This window comes from Corynebacterium sp. 32222D000AT (assembly GCF_053546955.1).
Window position 1 is genome coordinate 31,359 of record NZ_JBPPVW010000011.1, and the last position, 19,869, is coordinate 51,227.

A 19,869-nucleotide genomic window follows, 5' to 3' on the forward strand; every position below is an offset into this window, starting at 1 on the left:
ATGGCCCCAGCCGGGCCGGGCCAAGACAATTGGGAAGAAAAACAAAAAGAAAACTCCCTTGGTTGCGCGAGAAGGAATCACTTTCTCAGTGCGCAACCAAGGGAGTTTAGTGCATCATCGCCGCGGGCGATGAGCAGTTAGTCCCATGTAGTTCCTCTGTCCCTAAGGAACTTAGTGGTCTTTAGTACAGACCGCTGTGCTTCTTGTCGAAGTCGTTGGTGCCAACCTTGCGGGAGTCAACGTTCTGGTCGTTGCCCTTGGAGTTGTCACCGTCCAGGCGGGAGGTCTGGGTAACGGTGATGTAGTTCTTCAGGCGGCCTTCCTTGGTGTTGCCGTCGCCGAAGTCCAGGAACGCCAGCTCCTGCTTGTCACCCTTGTTGATCGGGTTGGACAGGTTGACCTCGAAGGAGCGGGTGGAGGTCTTCTCGTTGAAGCCCAGGTCGCGGATGTGAGCACCGTTGGTGGAGCGCGGGGTGATCAGGCGGTCAACGCCCTCCGGGCCCTTGTCGGTCTTGACATCGACGCGGAACTGAACGGCCGGGAACTCGCCGTAGTAGCGCTTGGAACCAACGTTCTCAGCGCCGATGGCGACGGTGCCGGCGAAGCCAGCGTGCTTAGCGTCGGAGGTCTTGATGAACGGCTTCAGGTCCAGCTCGGAGTCTTCCTCGGTGGCCTCGCCCTTGTCGACCTCTTCCTGCTTCTTCTTGTCAGCAGCCTCTTCCTTCTCGCCCTCAGCCTCGGAAGCAACCTCTTCCTTAACCGGCTTCTCGTTCTCGGCGATGACCTCGGCGTCAGCCTTCGGGTCCTTGTCTTCCTCGACAACCTTCGGGTCGTTGACGTCGGTGGTGTTCTGAGCGTCCTTGTTCGGAGCGAAGGAGTCAGCCAGGTCGTCGTACAGCTTGACGCGGACCTCGTTCTTAACCGGCTGCAGAGCGGACCAGAAGGTCGGGGTGGACCAGGTGCCGTTCGGCTTGCAGTACTGCTGGGTGCCGGTCATGTTCAGGACGCGGAAGCCGTAGGTGGCCTCACCGGTGTGGTTCGGCGGAACGTCGTACGGGCCAATGGTCTGGCCAGCGTCCCAGGACAGGGAGTAGGAAGCGGAAGCGCCAATCTTGGTGGCGATGGAGTGGGAGATGCCGACGGAGGACTCGCCGCCGTCCTTGGAGTAGCCGCCACCCAGGTTCATGGAGGTGGTGGAGGTGCGGTCACCGTTGATCTCCACGTTGATGGACTGGGACTTGGACAGGTCCTGGCTGAGCGGGATGTCCTTCTTGGTCTGGTTGGTGGTGGAGATGGTGCCGGCCGGCATGAAGGTGTCGGTGGCCTTGTAGACCACGGTGCGGTGGTCTTCCCACGGGTTGCAGACCGGACGCGGGTTCAGCACGTTGGCCTTCATGTGGTCGGAGCCGTGGGTGGTGTGGATGATCGGCAGCTTCGGGTTCAGCGCCGGGGTCTCCGGGTAGGACTCGGTCTGGGTAGCGGCACCGGCGACCGGGGCGGTCAGGGCGGTACCCGCAACGATGATGCCAGCGGTCAGGCCGGCAAAACGACGACGGATATTCATAAAGAAAGTCTCCTGAAGTAGGGGATGGTTTTTGACAGTACGACACGCATTCCTCAAGGCGTGATGGAATCCAACGTAAAGGCCGCTGGAAAGAACCGCAATAGCCAAGATGTCTAGACAAATGATCGTTTTTCAGGGTCGGACATCTGGTTCACCCTTTATTGAGCTTTTTCTGGACTTTCGCTGGCTACGGCGGGATAAATCATTATCTACTGGACCTTTAAAGGTATATACAATTGGAATTTCCAGAAATAGCCGGCACACCGATATGGGGGTGAAATTAAGCTTGCTGATCAGGAAACTCTCAGACGTTACTAACGGGTAAACAGTGATAAAAAGCGTTATTGAGCTGGAGCTTGCGAGATCGTCGAGGGTTGTGGATCATTTTGGTTAATGCGTCAAGTTAACGGAAGGTTAACTATGTCACGCTGGTTAGGCTGACCTCTGTAGATGGGTGGCGAGTGATGAAAGTTTTGCAATCTTGGGTCTAGCTGGGCACTGGGACAGCTGTTTCGGGGTGTTTCGCCCGTCGCAGGTGGCAGGCTGCCGCGAGTTTTGGGGCTTTGCTGCGGCTTTGCTGCCCTGTGCGGCTCGGTGCAGGTGGGCGCGGCGGGGCGGGGGAGTTTGACGCAGCCTGTGTGGCGCCTGCTTAAGCCACGTGCACGCTGGGGCTGGGCTGGCCGGTGTCCAGACTTGTCCGACGCAGGATCTCCCGGGTGACGGTGGCGACCTGGCCGCGGCCCAGGAAGACGGTGCGCAGGGCGGCCTTGAGCGGGCCGTCGTCGGCCCACTCGAAGTAGACCTCCACCGGCTTGCCGGTGAGGCGTTGGATGTCCAGGGCGATAACGGCCACCGCGTTGGAGACCGAGGCTGCCTCGACCACCAGGGCGCCGTCCACGCCGCGCACGGTGTAGGGTTCGGTGAAGGCGCTGGGATCGCGAACGGAAATCTCCAGCGCCACCAGCTCCGCAGTGCCGGCCAGGTGGTGGGCGCGGCAGACGCGCCGCTTCTTAGTGCTCAGGTCGGGGCAGGGGGCCGCCGGCATCAGCTGGACGCTAGGTCCGGGGACCTCGAGCAACGCCCGGGCGGCTGCGTCCCAACAGATGCCGTTGTCGCGCAGCTCGTAGGAGCGCGCGGCGCGGGAGGCCAGCGAGCTCAAGACAATGGCCACGATGAAAAAGCCGGCCACGCGCAGGCCGTCGGGGCGCTCCACGAGGTTGGCGGCAAGGGTCAGCCCCAGAACCACCGCGATGGCGGCGAACCAGGCCTTGGCGCGCGCAGTGCAGGTAACCGCCACGGCCCCGGAGAAAATCACCACCAGCACGCCGGTGGCATAGGCCCCGGACTGCTTGTCCACGTCCGCGTCGAAGAGGCAGGTAATGCCGACGGCGATAACGCTGAGCAGCAGCACCATCGGCCGAGAGCGCTTGGCCCACTCCGGGGCCATGCCGAACCGCGGCAGGTACTTCGGGATCAAAGCGAGCATGCCCGACATCGCCGACGCACCGGCGAACCACAGAATGGCCGTGGTGACGTAGCCATAGAACTGCCCGAAGGAAGCCCCGAGGTAGTGCTCGGCCAGCCAGGCCAGCGCCCGCCCGTCGGCGCTGCCGCCCGCGCCGAACTGGTCGGTGGGGATAAGCGTGGTCACCAGCAGGGAGGTCGCCAGCAGGTACAGGCTCATAATCACCGCGCTGGTGGTCACTAGCCGGCGGGCGCGCTTGATGCGCTGCGGCAGGGACTGCGAGCGGATAAGTGGCATGACGGACACGCCGGTCTCAAAGCCGGACAGTCCCAAGGCGAGCTTCGGGAAGACAATCAGGCTAAGCACGGCCATGCCCACCGGGTGCGGGTGCTGGGCGTTAAGGGTAGTGGCCCATTCGCCCAGGAGGACCGGGTGGGTGGCTAGCTGCCAGAAGCCGGCGCCAATGACCACCAGGGTCAGCGCGAGGTAGGTGACGACCAGGGCCACGGCCACGCCGACGGCCTCGCGGAAGCCGACCAGGAAGACCACGGCCAGGGCGCACACCAGGGCGATGGTCACGGCCAGCTGGTGCGGGCCGTCGGTGGCGCCGAGGAGGTGCGCGGAGGCATCGGAGGCCGACAGCGTGATGGTGACCATGAAATCCGTGGCGGCAAAGCCCAGCAGCACCAGCACGAGCAACTTGCCCCACCAGCCGTGGGTGAGGGCCTCCATCATCGCGATGGAGCCCAGGCCGTGCGGCGAGCGCGCCGCCACGCGCCGGTAGACCGGCACTGCCCCGGCCAGGGTGACGGCAACGAGGATGAGGGTCGCGGCCGGGGCCAGTGCGCCGGCGGCCAGCACCGCGATGCCGGGCTGGTATCCCAGTGTGGAGAAATAGTCCACCCCGGACAGGCACATCACCTGCCACCACGGGTAGGTGCGTTCAAGAATGGGGTCCGAGGAAAAATTGTCCCTCCGCACTGGCTTGTGCGGGCGGGGAAGATGCATTGCCACGACAAAGGAATATACGCCGCGCGCCGGAGAATAAAAGTCCCGCGACGGTGACATATATCATTGGCTCGACAGCGCGTGCCCGCCGCGAAGGGGCTAAAGACATGAAGTTGCCCCTCCGCTTGCTCGGGGGGTGATAGGCAGAGGGGCAACGGGTGCGAGGTGGGGCGGCCGGAACGCTCGGGGGGTGATGTTCCGGCGCCACGCTGCCTCGCAATTACGATACTAACGTAGGTCGGCAAAAAATGCACGCCCAAAGCACAAACTTTTTGTTAGTGCAGCTCAGTGGCCTTTTCGTTGGCCCGGATTTCCTCTAAACGGGCGGCATCTGCTAGGCCCGAGACCACTACCGCGGACCCACCCAACGCCAGCGGTTCCAAGACATTCGCGCGGAAGCTGTCCCAATCGTGCCATCCGGTGCTCAGCACGCGGGGTCCGCCGTGGCCGCCGTGGCTGTCAGGGTTGTTCGCGGCCGCGTTCGTGGGCACGAGCTCGGGCAGGGGAGTGGTCGGCTCGAAGTACTGATCGCCGTAGAAGCGCACGGTGGGGCCGAAGTCGATGGCGCCCAGCGGCAGCGCGCCGCCGGACTCGACCACGCCGCGGCCGAAGGGGTCCTCGGTGACTAGGACGACGTCGCGGCCCGGGAAGTCCTCGAAGCGCTCCGGGCTGGTGAAGACCACCTGCGGGGTGCTGGGGCCGGTTGTGTCGGCGCCGGCGCTGGCGTCGGTGGTGCCGGTGCTGGCGTGGGTGGATAGCTGCACGCGGACGTCGCGGGCCAGGGCGCCGAGGCAGATGACGGCGGCCTGCCAGCTGACCGGCAGGTTCACGGCGATGGTGTCGCCGGGCTCCAGGTCGAGCTCCTCGGCGAGCATGTTGGCGATCTTCGCCACCCAGTTCTGCAGGGTCTGGGCGGAAAAGTCGAGGCGGGCGCCGGTGGCCTCCGTGTAGACGGTAATGCGCGGGGCGGCCGGATCCTGGTCCAGCAAAGCTTTGACGAAATCCATGGCACCCCATGGTAGGCAAAAGCCGCCTGCCACGGCGCTGGGGGGCGGTGGCAGACGGCGGTGTGGCTGTGCGGCTGGGTGGCTAGTTCACGCAGCGCGGGCCGTGGCCGCCGGCGTCGATCTCCGGGGAGACCTCGGCGGTGCCGAAGTCGCCGCCCGGGGTGCCGACGGGGGCATCGGCGTCCGCGTCGGCCTCGCCGGCCGGGCCCTGGGCCTCCTCGTCGGAGGGGCCGGAGTACTCGTCGGCGGTGACCACGATGAGGGTGGAATCATCCAGGCCCTCGTTGACCGTGACCGGCAGGCCGCCGAGCTTCTCCGCCAGGGCCTTGGCCTTCTCGTCGTTGGCGTCGGCGGCGACGACCTGGGACTCGGCGTAGACCCCCGGCTGCGCGTTCGAGGTGCGCGCCACGGTGTAGCCCTCGCCCTCCAGGAAGGAGCCCACGCCGCCGGCCAGGCCGGAGACCGAGCCGGCGTTGAGGACGTGGACCTCGACGCCGTCGACGTGGGCCGGGGCATCGCCCGCGCCCGCGCCGTCGCCGGAGTCCTCGGCCGGGGCCTCCTCCTGGTCCTTTTCCTCCTGGCTGCGGGCCAGGTCGTCCATGAACTTGTGGACCTCGGCGACGTCGATGGTGATAATCGACTCGCCGTAGTCGCCCGTGCCGTCCACGGAGGTCACCGGGATGGTGTTGAAGGTGACGTTGCCGCCGGCCAGATCGGCCAGCTGCGTGGCGAAGCTCATCACGTCCCAGTTTTCATCGATGACGACGGAGCGCTCCACCGCCTCGGAGATCTTGCCCAGCTTGGACGGGTTGGTCAGGGTGCCCGCATCCAGCATCTTGTTGACCAGGGAGGCCATGAAGGCCTGCTGGCGGGTGATGCGGTCCAGGTCGCCGCGGGGCAGGCCGTAGCGCTGGCGGACAAAGGCCAGGGCGTCGGCGCCGTGCAGGGTCTGCTCGCCGGCGGGGAACTTGGCGCCGGACATGTCGTCGTCGACCGGTTCGTTCAGGCAGACGTCCACGCCGCCGACGGCCTCGGTCAGCAGGACGAAGCCCAGCAGGCCGATCTCCGCGTAGTGATCGATCTCGATGCCGGTTAGATCCCGGACCTCCTCCAGCAGGGCGGCGCGGCCGGCCTCGACGCCCTTTTGCTCGATCTCCTTGGCGTCGTGCGGGGCGGACTTGCCGGCGGCCTCGGCCTCGTCGTTTTCGGCCTGCAGCTGGTCCGTCATCGCGCCCTTGTGCGCGGCGTAGACGCCGTTGATCTTCATGTTGCCGTGCTCGTCGTCGGAGATATACGTATCGCGCGGGATGGACACGGCGGAGGCCCGCGAGCCGTCGTTGGGAACGCGGATGACCATGATGGTGTCGGTGTTTTCCTCGCCCTCGTCGACGCCGGCGTGGAGCTTTTCCAGCTCCTCGTCGCTCAGGCGGTTGCCGTGGGCGTCCGAGCGGGAGTCGGAGCCGACCAGCAGGATATCGACGGCGCCGTCCGCGGCGTCCTTATCCTTAAAGCCGCCCCCGCCGCCGAGCTGCAGGTTGGACACCGAAGACAGGTCCCCGCCCAGGCGGCCGATGGTGGCGTACCCGATGCCGCTGATAACCAGCACGATCACCGACAGGATGGTCAGCACGGTCTTCAGCGCCGTGGACCCGGACTGGGCGGTCTGCGGACCGCGCGTGGGGGCGGCCTGAATATCGCGCACGGGGCGGGCGAGTTCTTTGTTCACGAGTTCGACTTCCGTTGGACTGCTGGTAGCGAGGGGTACTGGAACTGGGAAATAATAGCACTCAGTTTAGGCGAAACCGGGTAGATCCCCGAAGCCGGGCCGGCCGGGTCGTGTCGTGGGCGAGAGCGACAGGCGGGGTGGGTAGTGTGGAAACCATTGTGACTACTCAGAACCAAACCCCGCTGGCCGTGGTGACCGTGACGTACTCGCCCGGCGCTTACCTGGCGGACTTCCTGGATTCGCTGGCCGGCGCCTGCAGCCAGCCGACCCACGTCGTGCTGGCCGACAACGGCTCCACCGACGGCGTGCCGGAGGCGGCCGCGCGCGAGCGCGACGGCGTCGACTTCGTGCCGACCGGCGGCAACCTGGGCTACGGCGGCGGCATGAACTCCGGCGTCAAGGCGCTAGAGAAGCTGCGCGCGGCCGGGGAGATCGACCCGGACTGGGTGCTGCTGTCCAACCCGGACGTGGCGTTTTCGCCCGGCTCCATCGATGCCCTCCTAGCGTGCGCCCGGGCCTGGGACCGGGTGGGGTCAGTGGGACCGCGCATCGTTGAGCCGGACGGCAGCAACTATCCCTCGGCGCGCGCGGTGCCGGGTTTGTTTACCGGGGTCGGCCACGCAGTCTTTTCCGATATCTGGCCGTCCAACCCGTGGTCGGCGCGCTACCGCGTGGGCGAGGACATGGCCCGCCAGCGCGAGGCCGGCTGGCTGTCCGGTTCCTGCCTCCTGGTCAGCTGGGAGGCCTTCCGGGCCGTCGGCGGCTTCGACGAGCGCTACTTCATGTACCTGGAGGACGTGGACCTGGGCGACCGCCTGGCTCGGGCCGGCTACCGCAACGTCTTCTGCCCGGAGGCGGTCATCAAGCACGCCCAGGGGCATTCCACCAAGGCACACTCGGCGGCCATGCTGCGCGCCCACCACGACTCGGCCTACCGCTTCCAGGCGGACAGGCACCCCGCGGTGTGGCAAGCGCCCCTGCGCTGGCTGCTGCGGGCGGGGCTGCGCCTGCGCGCCGGGCTGGCTGTGGCCAAAGGTACAGACAAAGTCTAGTCACGCCACGGCCCCTCTTTGGCGGCGTTTGACCAGCGTGCGTGCGGTGTTCCCGCGCGAGTGCGCGGGAGAGTGACGTAAAAAGCCGGCGGCACGCGCGTGGCAAGGCGCGGCGGCTGGGGCCGGGGGCTCTACAATCGGGCGAGAATATTTCTACCTAAACCAAAGAAAGATGGATTCTATGGCCGAGCACGAGACCGCCGCAGAGAACCTGGGCGCGGTTACCGATGCCGTGATCCTCGTCGGTGGACGCGGCACCCGCCTGCGCCCCTTGACCATCGGCACGCCCAAGCCCATGCTGCCGACGGCCAACTATCCCTTCCTGCAGCACCTGCTGGCGCGCATCCAGGCCGCCGGCATCACCCACGTCATCATGTCGACCTCCTACAAGGCCGAGGTCTTCGAGGAATACTTCGGCGACGGCTCCGAGCTGGGCCTGGAGATCGAGTACGTCGTCGAGGAGCAGGCCCTGGGCACCGGCGGCGGCATCCGCAACGTCTACGACCACCTGCGGCATGACACCGCCATGGTCTTCAACGGCGACGTGCTCTCCGGCATGGATCTCAACTCCATCCTGGAAACTCACCACTCCAAGGGCGCGGATCTGACCATGCACCTGCTCAAGGTCGCCGATCCGCGCGCCTTCGGCTGCGTGCCCACCGACGCCGACGGCCAGGTTACCGCCTTCCTGGAAAAGACCGAGGATCCGCCGACCAACCAGATCAATGCCGGCTGCTACGTGTTCGACAAGGAGCTTATCGCCACCATCCCGGCCGGGCGCGTGGTCTCCGTCGAGCGCGAGACCTTCCCGCAGGTCCTCGAGGCCGGCCGCAAGGTCATCGGGCACGTGGACAATTCCTACTGGCGCGACATGGGTCGCCCCGAGGACTTCGTGCGCGGTTCCTCCGACCTGGTCCGCGGGATCGCCCCCTCGCCGCTGCTGGAGGGCCGCACCGGCGAGGCCATCGTGGATGATTCCGCCGGCGTGGCTGGGGGAGCGCTCCTGCTGTCAGGTACCTCCGTGGGCCGCGGCTCCGAGGTCGGCGCCGGCTCCCGCCTGGACGGCACCGTGGTCTTCGACGGCGTGACCATCGAGCCGGGCGCAGTCATCACGAACTCGATTATCGCCTCCGGCGCGCACATCGGCGCCAACACGCACATCGACGGCTGCGTCATCGGCGAGGGCGCCCAGATCGGCGCCCGCTGCGAGCTCGAGGGCGGCATGCGCATCTTCCCGGGCGTGGTCATCCCGGACCGCGGCGTCCGTTTCTCCTCCGACGCCTAAAACCTCCCCGTGGGGCGGGCCACCGGCTGGTGGCCCGCTTTTTTGCTGCCGATGCCACCTGGCGCCCCGCAGCCAGAAGTAAATACCTGGCAAAAGGGTAGCGACACGCCGGGGATTCCTGTGAATTGTGAACAGGGATCGGGGTGGCCCCTATATGTAGTACCCCCGCCATCTCCCCCGGGGAAGCCGCGTCTGTGGTCAGTGTGAAAAATGTGAATAGTGACGTGGGGTTTCGGGATCTTTTCGGTTATTTAGCTCCCGACAGGTTGACGATATTTAGTGATACAGTGTGAAATAACAACAGTGTAAGTAACCACTTGGCGCGGTCCCGTGAGTACCGCGGCGGATGGTGTGGGTCGGCCCCTAGCGGGGTCGGCGAAGATTGTTCGAATTTTAAACTACTGCAAACTACGGAGGAAGGACGAGGCGTGAAAGACATGGCTAACGGCGCCATTCCCCGTGGCGGTGCTGCTGCAGAGATGTCCATCGACGAGCTTTTCGGGGCGGTCGAGCAAGAATGGCAAGACCAGGCGCTGTGCGCGCAAACCGATCCGGAGGCATTCTTCCCGGAAAAGGGCGGCTCCACCCGGGAGGCGAAGCGAATCTGCCAGGCCTGCGCCGTACGGGACGAATGCCTGGAATACGCGCTCGAGCACGATGAGCGCTTTGGCATCTGGGGTGGCCTCTCCGATCGTGAACGCCGCCGCCTGAAGCGCGAAATCAGCTAAACCGCACGTCAACTAACCGGTCAGAGCCCTTGTCCGTCGCGGGGTGCACCCGCTCCCAGCCTTCTCCGGCTGGGTTTTTGAGATCTTTGGGGCGGGCGGCCCGGCCGGGCGCTGGGTGCCGGTTGTCGGGTGTCGGCTACCGGCTACCAGCTAAACCGCGGGTCGATGTCCTGCGGGCTGAGGTTCAAGTAATTGGCCACCAGGGAGGTCAGGACGGTCGACAGGAGCTCGCTGCGCTCCTCGCGGGTGGTGCAGCGGGCTTCGATGGGCATGCGGAAAATTACCAGCCGCGAGCGCGTCGGCCGGCCCTTGGCATCCACGCCTGCCGGCACGATGCGCCCCAGCGGCACCGGCCCGTCCGCGATGATCTCGTCGGGCAGCACCGTCATGTCGGCGCGCAGACGCATCCGCGGCACGGTATCGACGGCCAGGTCCAGGGTGGTCAGCTGGTCGGCGAAGGCGTTCTGGATGGGCGCGTAGGCCTCCAACACGGCCATGTCGAAGCTCTGGGCGCGCGTGCGGAAACGCGGCGTCTGCTGCGGCAGCAGGGGGCCGCGCTGGCCGCGGCCGTGGCGGTCGCGGCGGACGGAAAGCGGCGGGGTAGCGGGCATGAGGCTTACTCTAGGGCCCCGCGCGGCGGATTTTTCCGGGGCGCGCCGGTGGGAGTCTGTCTAAATGACTACTTGAGGTCTAGACTGTGTGGCTGTGACTGAATCTCGACGTTGTTCCCGCCCCGGCTGCGGCCGTGAAGCCGTGGCTACGTTGACTTACGCCTACGCCGAGCAGACCGCCGTCGTCGGCCCGCTCGTGGAAGAAGAAGACCCGCACTCCTGGGACCTGTGCGCCGAGCACGCCGAGCGCATTACCGCCCCACAAGGCTGGGAGATGCTGCGCGTCGACCAGGTCGACATCGAAGACGACGATGATCTCCTGGCCCTCGCCGAGGCCGTCCGCGAGGGCGGGCGCGTGACCACCGGGCTGGTCGAAGGCGGCGAGCCCGGTTCCGGCGCGGACCCCATCGACTACGCGCCCACCTTCGACGGCGCCGATCCGGCCCGCTCCAACCACCCCGTCTTCCGCACCCGCCGCGTGGCCACCGCCAAGCAGCAGCGCCGCGCCCACCTGTCCGTGGTCCCGGATCCGGGCAGCAACAGCTAGCCTCCGGTTGCCTGTGAGTTAGCTAGCAGTAACCCATGGGGAGCCCGGCCCGTGGCTCGGTCGCCGCGGCGGCGGACTAGACTGGGCGTTTATGCGAGACCGTGAAAAGCTGGACCAAGTAATCAAGGCCTATGACGTGCGCGGCGTGGTGGGCGAGGACATCGACGTCGACTTCGTGCGCGAGGTCGGTGCGGCGTTTGCGGCACTGATGCGCGCCGAGGGCGAGCACGTCGTCGCCATTGGCCACGACATGCGCCCGTCGTCGCCGGAGCTGGCCGCCGCCTTCGGTGAGGGGGTCAACTCCCAGGGCCTCAACGTGGTCATGCTGGGGCTGACCTCCACCGACGAGCTCTACTTCGCCTCCGGCGACCTGGACTGCGCCGGCGCGATGTTTACCGCCTCCCACAACCCGGCCAAGTACAACGGCATCAAGCTCTGCCGCGCCGGCGCGAAGCCGGTGGGCGAGGCCACCGGCCTGGCCGACATCAAGGACGCGCTGGTCAACGGCGTGCCGGACTTCGACGGCGAGCCGGGCGCCTCCACGCCCCGCGAGGTCCTAGAGGACTACGCCGCCTACCTCAACAAGCTCGTCGACCTGTCCGACACCCGTCCCCTCGTCGTCGCCGTCGATGCCGCCAACGGCATGGGCGGCCACACCGTCCCCGCCGTCCTGGAGGGGCTGAACCTGGACATCCGCCCGCTCTACTTCGAGCTGGATGGCACCTTCCCCAACCACGAGGCCAACCCGCTGGACCCGAAGAACCTGGTCGACCTGCAGGCCTTCGTCAAGGAGCAGGGCGCGGACATCGGCCTGGCCTTCGACGGCGACGCCGACCGCTGCTTCGTCGTGGACGAGCTGGGCCAGCCGGTCTCCCCGTCGGCCATCTGCGCGCTGGTCGCCGAGCGCTACCTGGACAAGTTCCCGGGCGCGACCATCATCCACAACCTGATCACCTCCCGCGCCGTGCCGGAGCTGGTCGAGGCCAAGGGCGGCAAGCCGGTGCGCACGCGGGTGGGCCACTCCTTCATCAAGGCCCAGATGGCCGAGCACGACGCCGTCTTCGGCGGCGAGCACTCCGCCCACTACTACTTCCAGGAGTTCTGGAACGCCGACTCCGGCATGCTGGCCGCCATGCACGTGCTGGCCGCCCTGGGTGCCAGCGATAAGCCGCTCAGCGAGCTCATGGCCGACTACCTCAAGTACGAGGCCTCCGGCGAAATCAACTCCACCGTCGACGACCAGGACGCGGCCACCCAGGCCGTGCTGGACGGCATGGCCGACAAGATCGCCGGCGTCGATCGCCTCGACGGCGTGACCGTGGATCTCAAGGACACCCCGGCCTGGTTCAACGTGCGCGCCTCCAACACGGAGCCGCTGCTGCGCCTGAACGTGGAGGCGCCCACCAAGGACGAGGTGGACGGCATCGTCCAGGAAGTCCTAAGCTTCATCCGCGCATAAGCTCCTGTTCACGCTGGCGTCCCCAGCCGTTTACTAGCCGGTTTTAATATTCATCGCGTATTGAACCGTTCTAGTAAAAGGAAAGGCCGTCATGCCGAACCGTCGTTTCACCGCCACCGTGGTTTCCACCGCGGTGGCATCTTCTTTGGTCGTCATCGCCCCCGCTACCGCCGCCGAGGACACCGGCTCCCGGTTTACCTTAGGCGTCATCCCAGACACCCAGTTCTACTCGCGCTATTCCACCCCGGAGACCGGCAACCTGGCCAGCGAGCGCTACGGCAGCGAGCCCTACCAGACCCAGATGGAGTGGCTGGCCGACAACCAGGACGCCCTCAACATGGAATTCGCCACCCACCTGGGCGACGTGGTCGACCAGGTCGACGTCGCCGGCGAGTGGGACGTCGCCGACAAGGCCATGCAGGTCCTCGACGACTCCGACCTGAACTACTCCATCCTGCCCGGCAACCACGACATGGCCGAAGGCGCGCCCTTTAGCACCCACTTCCCGGCCTCCCGCGCGGCCGGCAACGACACCTTCGGCGAGCGCCACGAGGTGCCCAACCAGGAGTCTGAGTATCACATCTTCGAGGCCGAGGGCCAGCAGTACCTAGTCCTGGCGCTGGCCTGGCGCGCTAACGATGCCACCCTGGACTGGGCCCAAGGCGTCCTCGACGCCCACCCCGATCTGCCGGTCATCCTGACCACCCACGAGGTGCTCAACATCGACGGCCAGGGCCAGGTCTACTTCTCCGACGACTACGGCCGCGGCCTGTGGAACAAGTTCATCCGCAAAAACGACCAGATCTTTTTGACCATGGGCGGCCACCACCACGGCGCCGGCTACCGCGTGGACACCAACGACGCCGGCAACGAGGTCGTCTCCATCCTGCAGGACTACCAGATGGCCTACCAGGGCGGCAACGGCCTGCTGGGCGTGCTGGAATTCGACCTGGCCGGCAACGAGCTGGAGATGGCCGCGCTGTCGCCGTGGGTGGCCAAGAAGCCGCACAAGGAGCTGACCCAGTTCGACAAGCTCATCCTGGACGGCGAGGGCGACAGCTACCACATCCCGCTGAACTTCAAGGAGCGCTTCGCCGGCTTCGCCCCCGAGTGGGAGGCCGGCGACGGCCAGGAAGGCGACCTGGCCGGCAAGGCCAAGGAGGTAGTCGCGGAGGGTTACAAGCCCTACGAAATCACCGACGACGAGCTGCCGCAGGACGATGCCGACTACATCCAGGCCGAGGACACCGTCTTCCACTGGCGCCCGGGCCAGACCACCCTCGACGGCAAGCAGCTGGCCGAGGGCGAGGCCGCCGGCCGCGGCGCTATCATCCCGGACATCCACGGCGACGGCGATCTCACCCGCGAGTCCGGCCTGCCTAACCGCGTGACCTACAGCACCGAGCACCACCCGCTGTCCGCCGATGCCGGCTCCCTCTACTGGTCCGACCCGGCCGGCAAGCCCGCCGTGGCCTGGTTCAAGTCCGCCCCCGATGCCGCCATCAACAACGTCGACACCTCCCGCGGCTACACCTTCGAGTCCTTCGTGAAGCTGCCGGCCGACTTCGACGGCGAGAAGCACGGCTGGGGCAACGCCATCGCGCGCGATTCCTCCATCGCCGACCTGGTCGAGGGCTCCACCGACACCGACCCGACCGTGATGATGGGCGTGTCCAACCTGCGCGAGCTGCGCTGGTGGGCCGAGCCGGAGGAGGGCAGTGGCAGCACCGTCTGGTCCCACGAGGTGCCCACCGACGAGTGGATGCACGTTGCCGTAGTCAACGACCCGGAGCGCGACACTGTCGAGATGTTCATCAACGGCGCTCCCATCCTGCGCAACGCCGCCGGCGCGCAGGGCCTGCTGCCGCGCGAGCTGCGCTGGGTCATGGGCGCGGGCATGGACAACAAGCGCCCGCAGGACCCGTGGTACGGCTGGATCGGCGAGACCCGCCTGGTCAACAGCGTCATCGGCGAGGACGAGTGGCTGACCGCCCGCGCCCACGACGCCGGCGATGCCGACGGCTCCAGCTCCGATTCCAGCTCCGACGGTTCCAGCTACGGCTCCAGCTCCAGCTCCGACCTGAGCTCCAACGGTTCCAGCTCTGACTCCAGCTCCAGCAAGGCCGGCTCCATCGTCGCGATTATCGCGGCTCTGGCGGCGGGCATCGGCCTGGCGTTCAACTGGCGGACGATTGCCGCCCAGCTGGACAAGTTCGGCATCCACCTGCCGCGCTAGTCATCCCCCGCGGCATACCAAGCCGTCTAGAACAACCCGCCCCGGCGCTGATTAACCCAGCGCAGGGCGGGTTTTTCGCGATTGTGGCCCGCGTAACTTTTGGCTAACCGAATTCAGGTGGCCCCGCCGAGTTAATTAATTTCTAACCGGGCCGCCGAGCAAACCCCAGTACAGGGCATATTTATCCGCCACGCCCACCCAAGACCGAGCGGTCTAGCTAGACCGTACCTGTTTGTTCGCTAGACTTTGGTCACACAATTTTCCCGCCCCGCGCCACACGGAAAGGCACACGACTATGGCAACCGACGTCAAAGAGCGAAAGCGATCCGCCCGGCCGAAAAAGCCCGAGGGCCAATGGAAAATCGACGGCCACAAGCCCCTCAACAACGACGAGGTCATCAAGCAGGAAGACGGGGGCATGTCGGCGCGCCAGCGCGTCATCGACATCTATTCTAAACAAGGTTTCTCCTCCATCCCGGCCGACGACCTCGCCCCGCGCTTCAAGTGGCTCGGCCTGTATACCCAGCGCAAGCAGAACCTGGGCGGGGAGCTGACCAGCCAGCTCGACAACTCCGAGCTGCAGGATGAATATTTCATGATGCGCATCCGCTTCGACGGCGGCCGCGCGACCCCGCAGCAGCTGCGCGTGGTGGGCGAAATCTCCCGCGACTTCGCCCGCTCCACCGCGGACTTCACCGACCGCCAGAACATCCAGCTGCACTGGATCCGCATCGAGGACGTCCCCGAAATCTGGGACCGCCTCGAGGCCGTCGGCCTGTCCACGCTCATGGGCTGCGGCGACGTCCCCCGCGTCATCCTCGGTTCGCCCGTGGCCGGCGTCGCGGCCGACGAAATCATCGACGCCACCCCCGCCATCGAGGAGATCGTCGACGACTACCTCCTCCGCGAGGAATTCCAGAACCTGCCCCGCAAGTTCAAGACTGCCATCTCCGGAAACGCGCGCCAGGACGTCACCCACGAAATCCAGGACGTCGCCTTCATCGGCACCAACCACCCGGAATACGGCCCGGGCTTCGACTGCTTCGTCGGCGGCGGCCTGTCCACCAACCCGATGCTCTCCCGCTCCCTCGGCGCCTTCGTGCCCCTGGAGCGCGTGCCGGAGGTCTGGGCCGGCGTGGTCGGCATCTTCCGCGACTACGGCTTCCGCCGCCTGCGCAACCGCGCGCGGCTGAAGTTCCTGGTCGCGCAGTGGGGCGTCGAGAAGTTCCGCCAGGTCCTCGAGGACGAGTACCTGGATGCCCCGCTAGCCGACGGCGTGCCCACGCCGATTAACCCGGGCAGCCGCGACCACCTGGGCGTGCACCAGCAAAAGGACGGCAACTACTACGTCGGCGTCAAGCCCACCGTGGGGCATGCGACCGGCGAGCAGCTCATCGCCATCGCCGACGTCGCCGAGCGCTTCGGGCTCACCCGCATCCGCACCACGCCCATGAAGGAGCTGCTCTTCCTCGACGTGCCGGAGGACCAGGTCGCAGAGCTCAGCGATGCCCTCGACGCCACCGGCCTCTATTCGCACCCCTCCGAGTTTCGTCGCGGCGTCATCTCCTGCACCGGCCTGGAGTTCTGCAAGCTCGCCCACGTGACCACGAAAGCGCGCGCCATCCAGCTCGTCGACGAGCTCGAGGACGCCCTCGACGACCTCGACGTGCCGATCTCCATCGCGCTCAACGGCTGCCCGAATTCCTGCGCCCGCACGCAGGTCTCCGACATCGGCTTCAAGGGCCAGACCCTGACCGATCCGGACGGCAACCGCGTGGAGGGCTTCCAGGTCCACCTGGGCGGCGCGCTCGGCCTGGACCCGGACTTCGGGCGCAAGCTGCGCGGCCACAAGGTCCTGGCCGACGACGTCACCGACTACGTCATCCGCGTGGTCACCAAGTTCAAGGAGCAGCGCACCGAGGGCGAACAGTTCCGCCAGTGGGTGCTGCGCGCGGACGACGAGGACCTGCAATGAGATTCCGCCGCCAGCCCAACCCGAACCGCAACCACCCGACGTACTGCCCCTACTGCGCCGGCACGCAGCTCTTCCCGGACACCGAGGACGACTTTGCCTGGAACTGCCAGGACTGCCGCCGGGTGTTCTCGGTGCGCTTCCACGGTCAGGACGACTCGCCGGTCGCCCCGTCGCCGGCTCCGTCGTCCCAGGAGGCGCTGCAGCAGTCGCTGCGCCGGCACGGTCACGCCACGGCCCGGCAGGAGGCCAACGATGCCTAACCGCGCCCTCATCACCCTCGCCCACGGTTCGCGCCGGGCGGGGGCGGCCGCCGGCATCGAGCGGCTCACGGCCGCCGCCGCGCGCCGGGCCGGTGTGCCGTTGGCCGCCGCCGCGCACCTGGAGTTCAACGACCCGGACCTGGCCAGCGCCGCCGCCCGCCTGCGCGATCGCGGGGCCGACGAGGCCGTCGTCGTGTCGCTGTTGTTCACACCCGGCTACCACCAGCGCGTGGACTACCCAGCCGTGCTCGCCGATGCCCAGTCCGCCACCGGCCTGCCCCTCAAGGCAGCCGCCGGCCTGGGCACGGGCGCGGATCTTGCCGACGTGTTGGCCCCGCGCTGCCCGGCAGGTAGCCACGGCGTGCTCTACGCGGTGGGCTCTGCCGACCCGCAGGCCAACGCCGCCGTGGCCGACCTGGCGTCTGAGCTGGGCTGGTCCACGCTCTTTGCAACGAAGGCATCCCCGGACGCCCCGCGGGGTGCGGCCGGCTTGGAGCACCTAGCCCGAAAGCACGCCCAGCGGTGCACTCAGCAAAACGCCCAGGAACAGGCTCAACAGCCCGCCCCGCAGCGCACTCAGCAGCACGCACGCCTGCACGTGGTGCCGATGTTCGTCACCGACGGCCTCCTGCTCGACCGCCTGACCGCGGCCGTGCCGCACATCGAGGCGGCGACGGGCGCGAGCGTGACCTGCCGGCCGCCGCTGGGCGCTGCGCTCGCGGGCATCGTCGCGGCGCGGTACGGTGCCGCATATAAGCACGACAAGCACAGGCAGCACCAGACGCTACCGGCGCGGGAACTGTTGAAGGTAGGTGTCTAGATGACGGCATTGCTCTTGATTGCGGTGGGCGGCGCGGCTGCCCAGCTGGTCGATGGCGGCATCGGCATGGGCTTCGGCGTGACGTCGACGACCATCCTCATCTTCTTGGCCGGCCTCGGGCCGGCGCAGGCTTCTGCCGTCGTGCACACCGCGGAGCTGGGCACCACGCTGGTCTCCGGGATCAGCCACTGGCGCTTCGGCAATATCGACTGGAAGACCGTCGTGCGCCTGGCAGTACCAGGGTCTATCGCGGCGTTTGCCGGCGCGACGGTGCTCTCCAGCCTCTCGCTGGATGCCGCGGCGCCGATCACCTCGACCATTCTCTTCGCCGTCGGCCTGAACCTGGTCTGGCGCTTCTCCCGTGGGCGGGTCACGCGCAAGCTCACCGAGACCCCGCATTCCACCCCGTTCCTGTTGGGCCTGGGCTCGGTCGGCGGCTTCGTCGATGCCACCGGCGGCGGGGGCTGGGGTCCCGTCACGACGTCCACGCTGCTGTCGTTGGGCAAGCAGCAGCCGCGGCGCATCGTGGGCACGGTCAACACCGCGGAGTTTTTGGTCACCCTCGGCGCGACGCTCGGCTTCGTGGTGGGCCTGTGGGACGACCTGGTCTCGAACGCGGCCGCCGTCGTGGCGCTGTTGGTCGGCGGCTGCCTGACCGCCCCGGTCGCGGCGTGGCTGATTAGCCGGCTGAACCCCATCGTGCTGGGCGGGTTCGTGGGCACCGCGATCGTGCTGCTCAACGTCGGCACCATCGTGGACGGGGCGGAGAACGCCTTTGGCTTCACGATGCCCACCGCCCTCACCATCGCCCTCTACCTCGCGCTGGCCGCCGGGGGAGTGGCCCTGACCCTGCGGGGGCGTAAGCGCGCCCGCACCAACCGGCAGGCCGCCGCCGACCAGGCGCCGGCCGTGGAGACGACCGACCCCGTGCCGGCGCCTTCCAGTCGCTAGGCACGCCGAGTAGGCACGCCGAGTAGGCGCTACGGACGTGGTCCGTGGCGCCTTTCGCGTGTTTTGGCGGGGTTTGTTCCCTTGGGTTTGCGGCTGCCCCCGTCTCAGCCGTCCGCCGTCAGCCGTTAGGTGCCGCCGCCCCAGGGCGGGTCCCATGTCACCTTGTCGTTTCTTCGGTTGACCCTGCCGTGTCTGGGGTAGGTGGGGTCGTCGTCGTTCCAGGAATTATGGAACTCGCACAACAAGGTCAGGTTTTCTTGGTTGGTCTCACCGCCGTCTACCCAGGGGTGGATGTGGTGGACCTGGCACTCATCGGCCGGCTTGCGGCAGTTTGGCCAGGCACAGGTGGTGGTCTCCGCCTTGGTCATGTCCTTCTGCTTGGGTGAAGCGTGGCGCTGGTAGCGGTATTGGTTGACCGGCCCGCGCCTAGGATCCACCAGGGTGGCCAGGCCCGCGTCCCACAGGCATTGGCGGACGTATTCGGCACCCGTCATGGTGGTCCCGTTGGTCAGCTGCAGGGTGATTTCGTCCCCATCGCCGGACAGGATACGAACCCAGTCCGGCAGGGAGATGACCACGTGCGTGGCCTTCGGCTGCTTGTTCAGCCCGCCGCTGAACAAGGCTTCCACGTCGGGGATGGTCTTAATCGACGCCCAGAGGTTTTCCACCAGCTCCGGGTCCCCGGTCACCGAAAACGTGCTGGGGCCGTCTTTGCGGCGGGTGACCCGCACGCCTTCGGCCGGCGGGGCCGGGCGGTTAAGCTCCAGGACCTTCTTGTTGGCTAGGCGTTTCAGCTGTTTGGTGGTGCCGGGGGTGTTGCACAGTTCGATGAGCATGGCCCAGGCCTCGCCCTGGTTGCGCACCCGCCGGAAGGCGTTGTCCAACACCAGCAACGTGTCCAGGTGGTGTCCGGATTCTGCGGCACCCCGGCGGGCGGCGTCTTGCTTGCGCGTATAGGTCGTGTGCCCAAAGAAGGTCTGGCAGGCACGGTAGTGCGCGGCCGCGGCAACATCCGACATGACAGCCTTCAGGGCAGGCAGGCTCAACTCGCGGCACAGGCCCAAATACTGGATCCCGTCCGCGAAGATGGAGTGCGCTGCTTTCAAAGTGTCCATGGCTGTCGTCGTCATGACCCACACGCTAGAAGCCCCTGACAACCCCCTACAAGGCCCGGA

16 protein-coding genes are annotated in these 19,869 nt (G+C 66.9%); 10 read left to right on the forward strand and 6 right to left on the reverse strand.

Annotated elements, in window-relative coordinates; all coding sequences use genetic code 11:
• Positions 1-181 precede the first annotated feature (181 nt).
• From ACEE23_RS07810 to ACEE23_RS07825, 4 genes are all read right to left on the reverse strand, one after another.
• The gene (locus ACEE23_RS07810) at positions 182-1,564 is read right to left on the reverse strand and encodes a hypothetical protein (RefSeq protein ID WP_448872406.1); all 1,383 of its coding nucleotides are present in this window, start codon (positions 1,562-1,564) and stop codon (positions 182-184) included.
• A gap of 649 nt (positions 1,565-2,213) precedes the next feature.
• On the reverse strand, positions 2,214-4,037 hold the full coding sequence (locus tag ACEE23_RS07815) for an amino acid transporter (RefSeq protein WP_368521662.1): 1,824 nt from the start codon (positions 4,035-4,037) through the stop codon (positions 2,214-2,216).
• A 275-nt stretch (positions 4,038-4,312) separates the two neighbouring features.
• A complete protein-coding gene (locus ACEE23_RS07820; protein WP_368520160.1) occupies positions 4,313-5,044 on the reverse strand; it encodes a TIGR03089 family protein in 732 nt (243 codons plus the stop codon).
• Positions 5,045-5,126: 82 nt separating this feature from the next.
• Complete coding sequence (locus ACEE23_RS07825) at positions 5,127-6,770, reverse strand: LCP family protein (protein ID WP_368521657.1); 1,644 nt, start codon at positions 6,768-6,770, stop codon at positions 5,127-5,129.
• Positions 6,771-6,907: 137 nt separating this feature from the next.
• Here ACEE23_RS07825 and ACEE23_RS07830 point away from each other — a divergent pair, with 137 nt between their 5' ends.
• From ACEE23_RS07830 to ACEE23_RS07840, 3 genes are all read left to right on the forward strand, one after another.
• Positions 6,908-7,822 carry a glycosyltransferase family 2 protein gene (locus ACEE23_RS07830; RefSeq protein WP_448872409.1) on the forward strand — a complete coding sequence of 305 codons (915 nt, stop codon included), beginning with the start codon at positions 6,908-6,910 and terminating at the stop codon, positions 7,820-7,822.
• A gap of 181 nt (positions 7,823-8,003) precedes the next feature.
• Positions 8,004-9,107: a sugar phosphate nucleotidyltransferase gene (locus tag ACEE23_RS07835; protein ID WP_368520240.1), complete on the forward strand. Its 1,104-nt coding sequence runs from the start codon at positions 8,004-8,006 to the stop codon at positions 9,105-9,107.
• 428 nt (positions 9,108-9,535) lie between these two features.
• Positions 9,536-9,835: a WhiB family transcriptional regulator gene (locus ACEE23_RS07840; RefSeq protein WP_070768728.1), complete on the forward strand. Its 300-nt coding sequence runs from the start codon at positions 9,536-9,538 to the stop codon at positions 9,833-9,835.
• Positions 9,836-9,978: 143 nt separating this feature from the next.
• Here ACEE23_RS07840 and ACEE23_RS07845 read toward each other — a convergent pair whose 3' ends face one another.
• Positions 9,979-10,446, reverse strand: a complete 468-nt coding sequence (locus ACEE23_RS07845) for a metallopeptidase family protein (RefSeq protein WP_368520162.1) — start codon at positions 10,444-10,446, stop codon at positions 9,979-9,981.
• Positions 10,447-10,540: 94 nt separating this feature from the next.
• On the opposite strand from ACEE23_RS07845, the gene ACEE23_RS07850 reads away from it, so the two are divergent.
• The 7 genes from ACEE23_RS07850 (at position 10,541) to ACEE23_RS07880 (ending at position 18,694) form a co-directional block, all read left to right on the forward strand.
• Entirely contained in the window at positions 10,541-10,993 is a 453-nt protein-coding gene (locus tag ACEE23_RS07850; protein ID WP_368521658.1) for a DUF3499 domain-containing protein, read from the forward strand.
• A gap of 91 nt (positions 10,994-11,084) precedes the next feature.
• Positions 11,085-12,452, forward strand: a complete 1,368-nt coding sequence (locus ACEE23_RS07855) for a phosphomannomutase/phosphoglucomutase (RefSeq protein ID WP_368520163.1) — start codon at positions 11,085-11,087, stop codon at positions 12,450-12,452.
• A gap of 91 nt (positions 12,453-12,543) precedes the next feature.
• Entirely contained in the window at positions 12,544-14,688 is a 2,145-nt protein-coding gene (locus ACEE23_RS07860; RefSeq protein WP_448872412.1) for a LamG-like jellyroll fold domain-containing protein, read from the forward strand.
• 295 nt (positions 14,689-14,983) lie between these two features.
• Entirely contained in the window at positions 14,984-16,663 is a 1,680-nt protein-coding gene (locus ACEE23_RS07865; RefSeq protein WP_368520165.1) for a nitrite/sulfite reductase, read from the forward strand.
• On the forward strand, positions 16,660-16,923 hold the full coding sequence (locus tag ACEE23_RS07870; RefSeq protein WP_368520166.1) for a hypothetical protein: 264 nt from the start codon (positions 16,660-16,662) through the stop codon (positions 16,921-16,923). Before ACEE23_RS07865 ends, ACEE23_RS07870 begins: the two co-directional genes overlap by 4 nt.
• Positions 16,916-17,743 (forward strand): sirohydrochlorin chelatase, encoded by an 828-nt coding sequence (locus ACEE23_RS07875; protein ID WP_448873567.1) that lies wholly within the window; start codon positions 16,916-16,918, stop codon positions 17,741-17,743. Before ACEE23_RS07870 ends, ACEE23_RS07875 begins: the two co-directional genes overlap by 8 nt.
• Positions 17,744-18,694: a sulfite exporter TauE/SafE family protein gene (locus ACEE23_RS07880; RefSeq protein ID WP_368521661.1), complete on the forward strand. Its 951-nt coding sequence runs from the start codon at positions 17,744-17,746 to the stop codon at positions 18,692-18,694.
• Positions 18,695-18,819: 125 nt separating this feature from the next.
• Here ACEE23_RS07880 and ACEE23_RS07885 read toward each other — a convergent pair whose 3' ends face one another.
• A complete protein-coding gene (locus ACEE23_RS07885) occupies positions 18,820-19,824 on the reverse strand; it encodes an HNH endonuclease signature motif containing protein (RefSeq protein ID WP_448872983.1) in 1,005 nt (334 codons plus the stop codon).
• Between the last annotated feature and the right edge of the window lie 45 nt (positions 19,825-19,869).

Coding starts and splice junctions, on each gene's coding strand:
- ACEE23_RS07820 (WP_368520160.1), bottom strand. CDS start 5,044: ATGGATTTCGTCAAAGCTTTGCTGGACCAGGATCCGGCCGCCCCGCGC.
- ACEE23_RS07865 (WP_368520165.1), top strand. CDS start 14,984: ATGGCAACCGACGTCAAAGAGCGAAAGCGATCCGCCCGGCCGAAAAAG.
- ACEE23_RS07855 (WP_368520163.1), top strand. CDS start 11,085: ATGCGAGACCGTGAAAAGCTGGACCAAGTAATCAAGGCCTATGACGTG.
- ACEE23_RS07835 (WP_368520240.1), top strand. CDS start 8,004: ATGGCCGAGCACGAGACCGCCGCAGAGAACCTGGGCGCGGTTACCGAT.
- ACEE23_RS07880 (WP_368521661.1), top strand. CDS start 17,744: ATGACGGCATTGCTCTTGATTGCGGTGGGCGGCGCGGCTGCCCAGCTG.
- ACEE23_RS07860 (WP_448872412.1), top strand. CDS start 12,544: ATGCCGAACCGTCGTTTCACCGCCACCGTGGTTTCCACCGCGGTGGCA.
- ACEE23_RS07875 (WP_448873567.1), top strand. CDS start 16,916: ATGCCTAACCGCGCCCTCATCACCCTCGCCCACGGTTCGCGCCGGGCG.
- ACEE23_RS07810 (WP_448872406.1), bottom strand. CDS start 1,564: ATGAATATCCGTCGTCGTTTTGCCGGCCTGACCGCTGGCATCATCGTT.
- ACEE23_RS07885 (WP_448872983.1), bottom strand. CDS start 19,824: ATGACGACGACAGCCATGGACACTTTGAAAGCAGCGCACTCCATCTTC.
- ACEE23_RS07845 (WP_368520162.1), bottom strand. CDS start 10,446: ATGCCCGCTACCCCGCCGCTTTCCGTCCGCCGCGACCGCCACGGCCGC.
- ACEE23_RS07870 (WP_368520166.1), top strand. CDS start 16,660: ATGAGATTCCGCCGCCAGCCCAACCCGAACCGCAACCACCCGACGTAC.
- ACEE23_RS07815 (WP_368521662.1), bottom strand. CDS start 4,037: ATGCATCTTCCCCGCCCGCACAAGCCAGTGCGGAGGGACAATTTTTCC.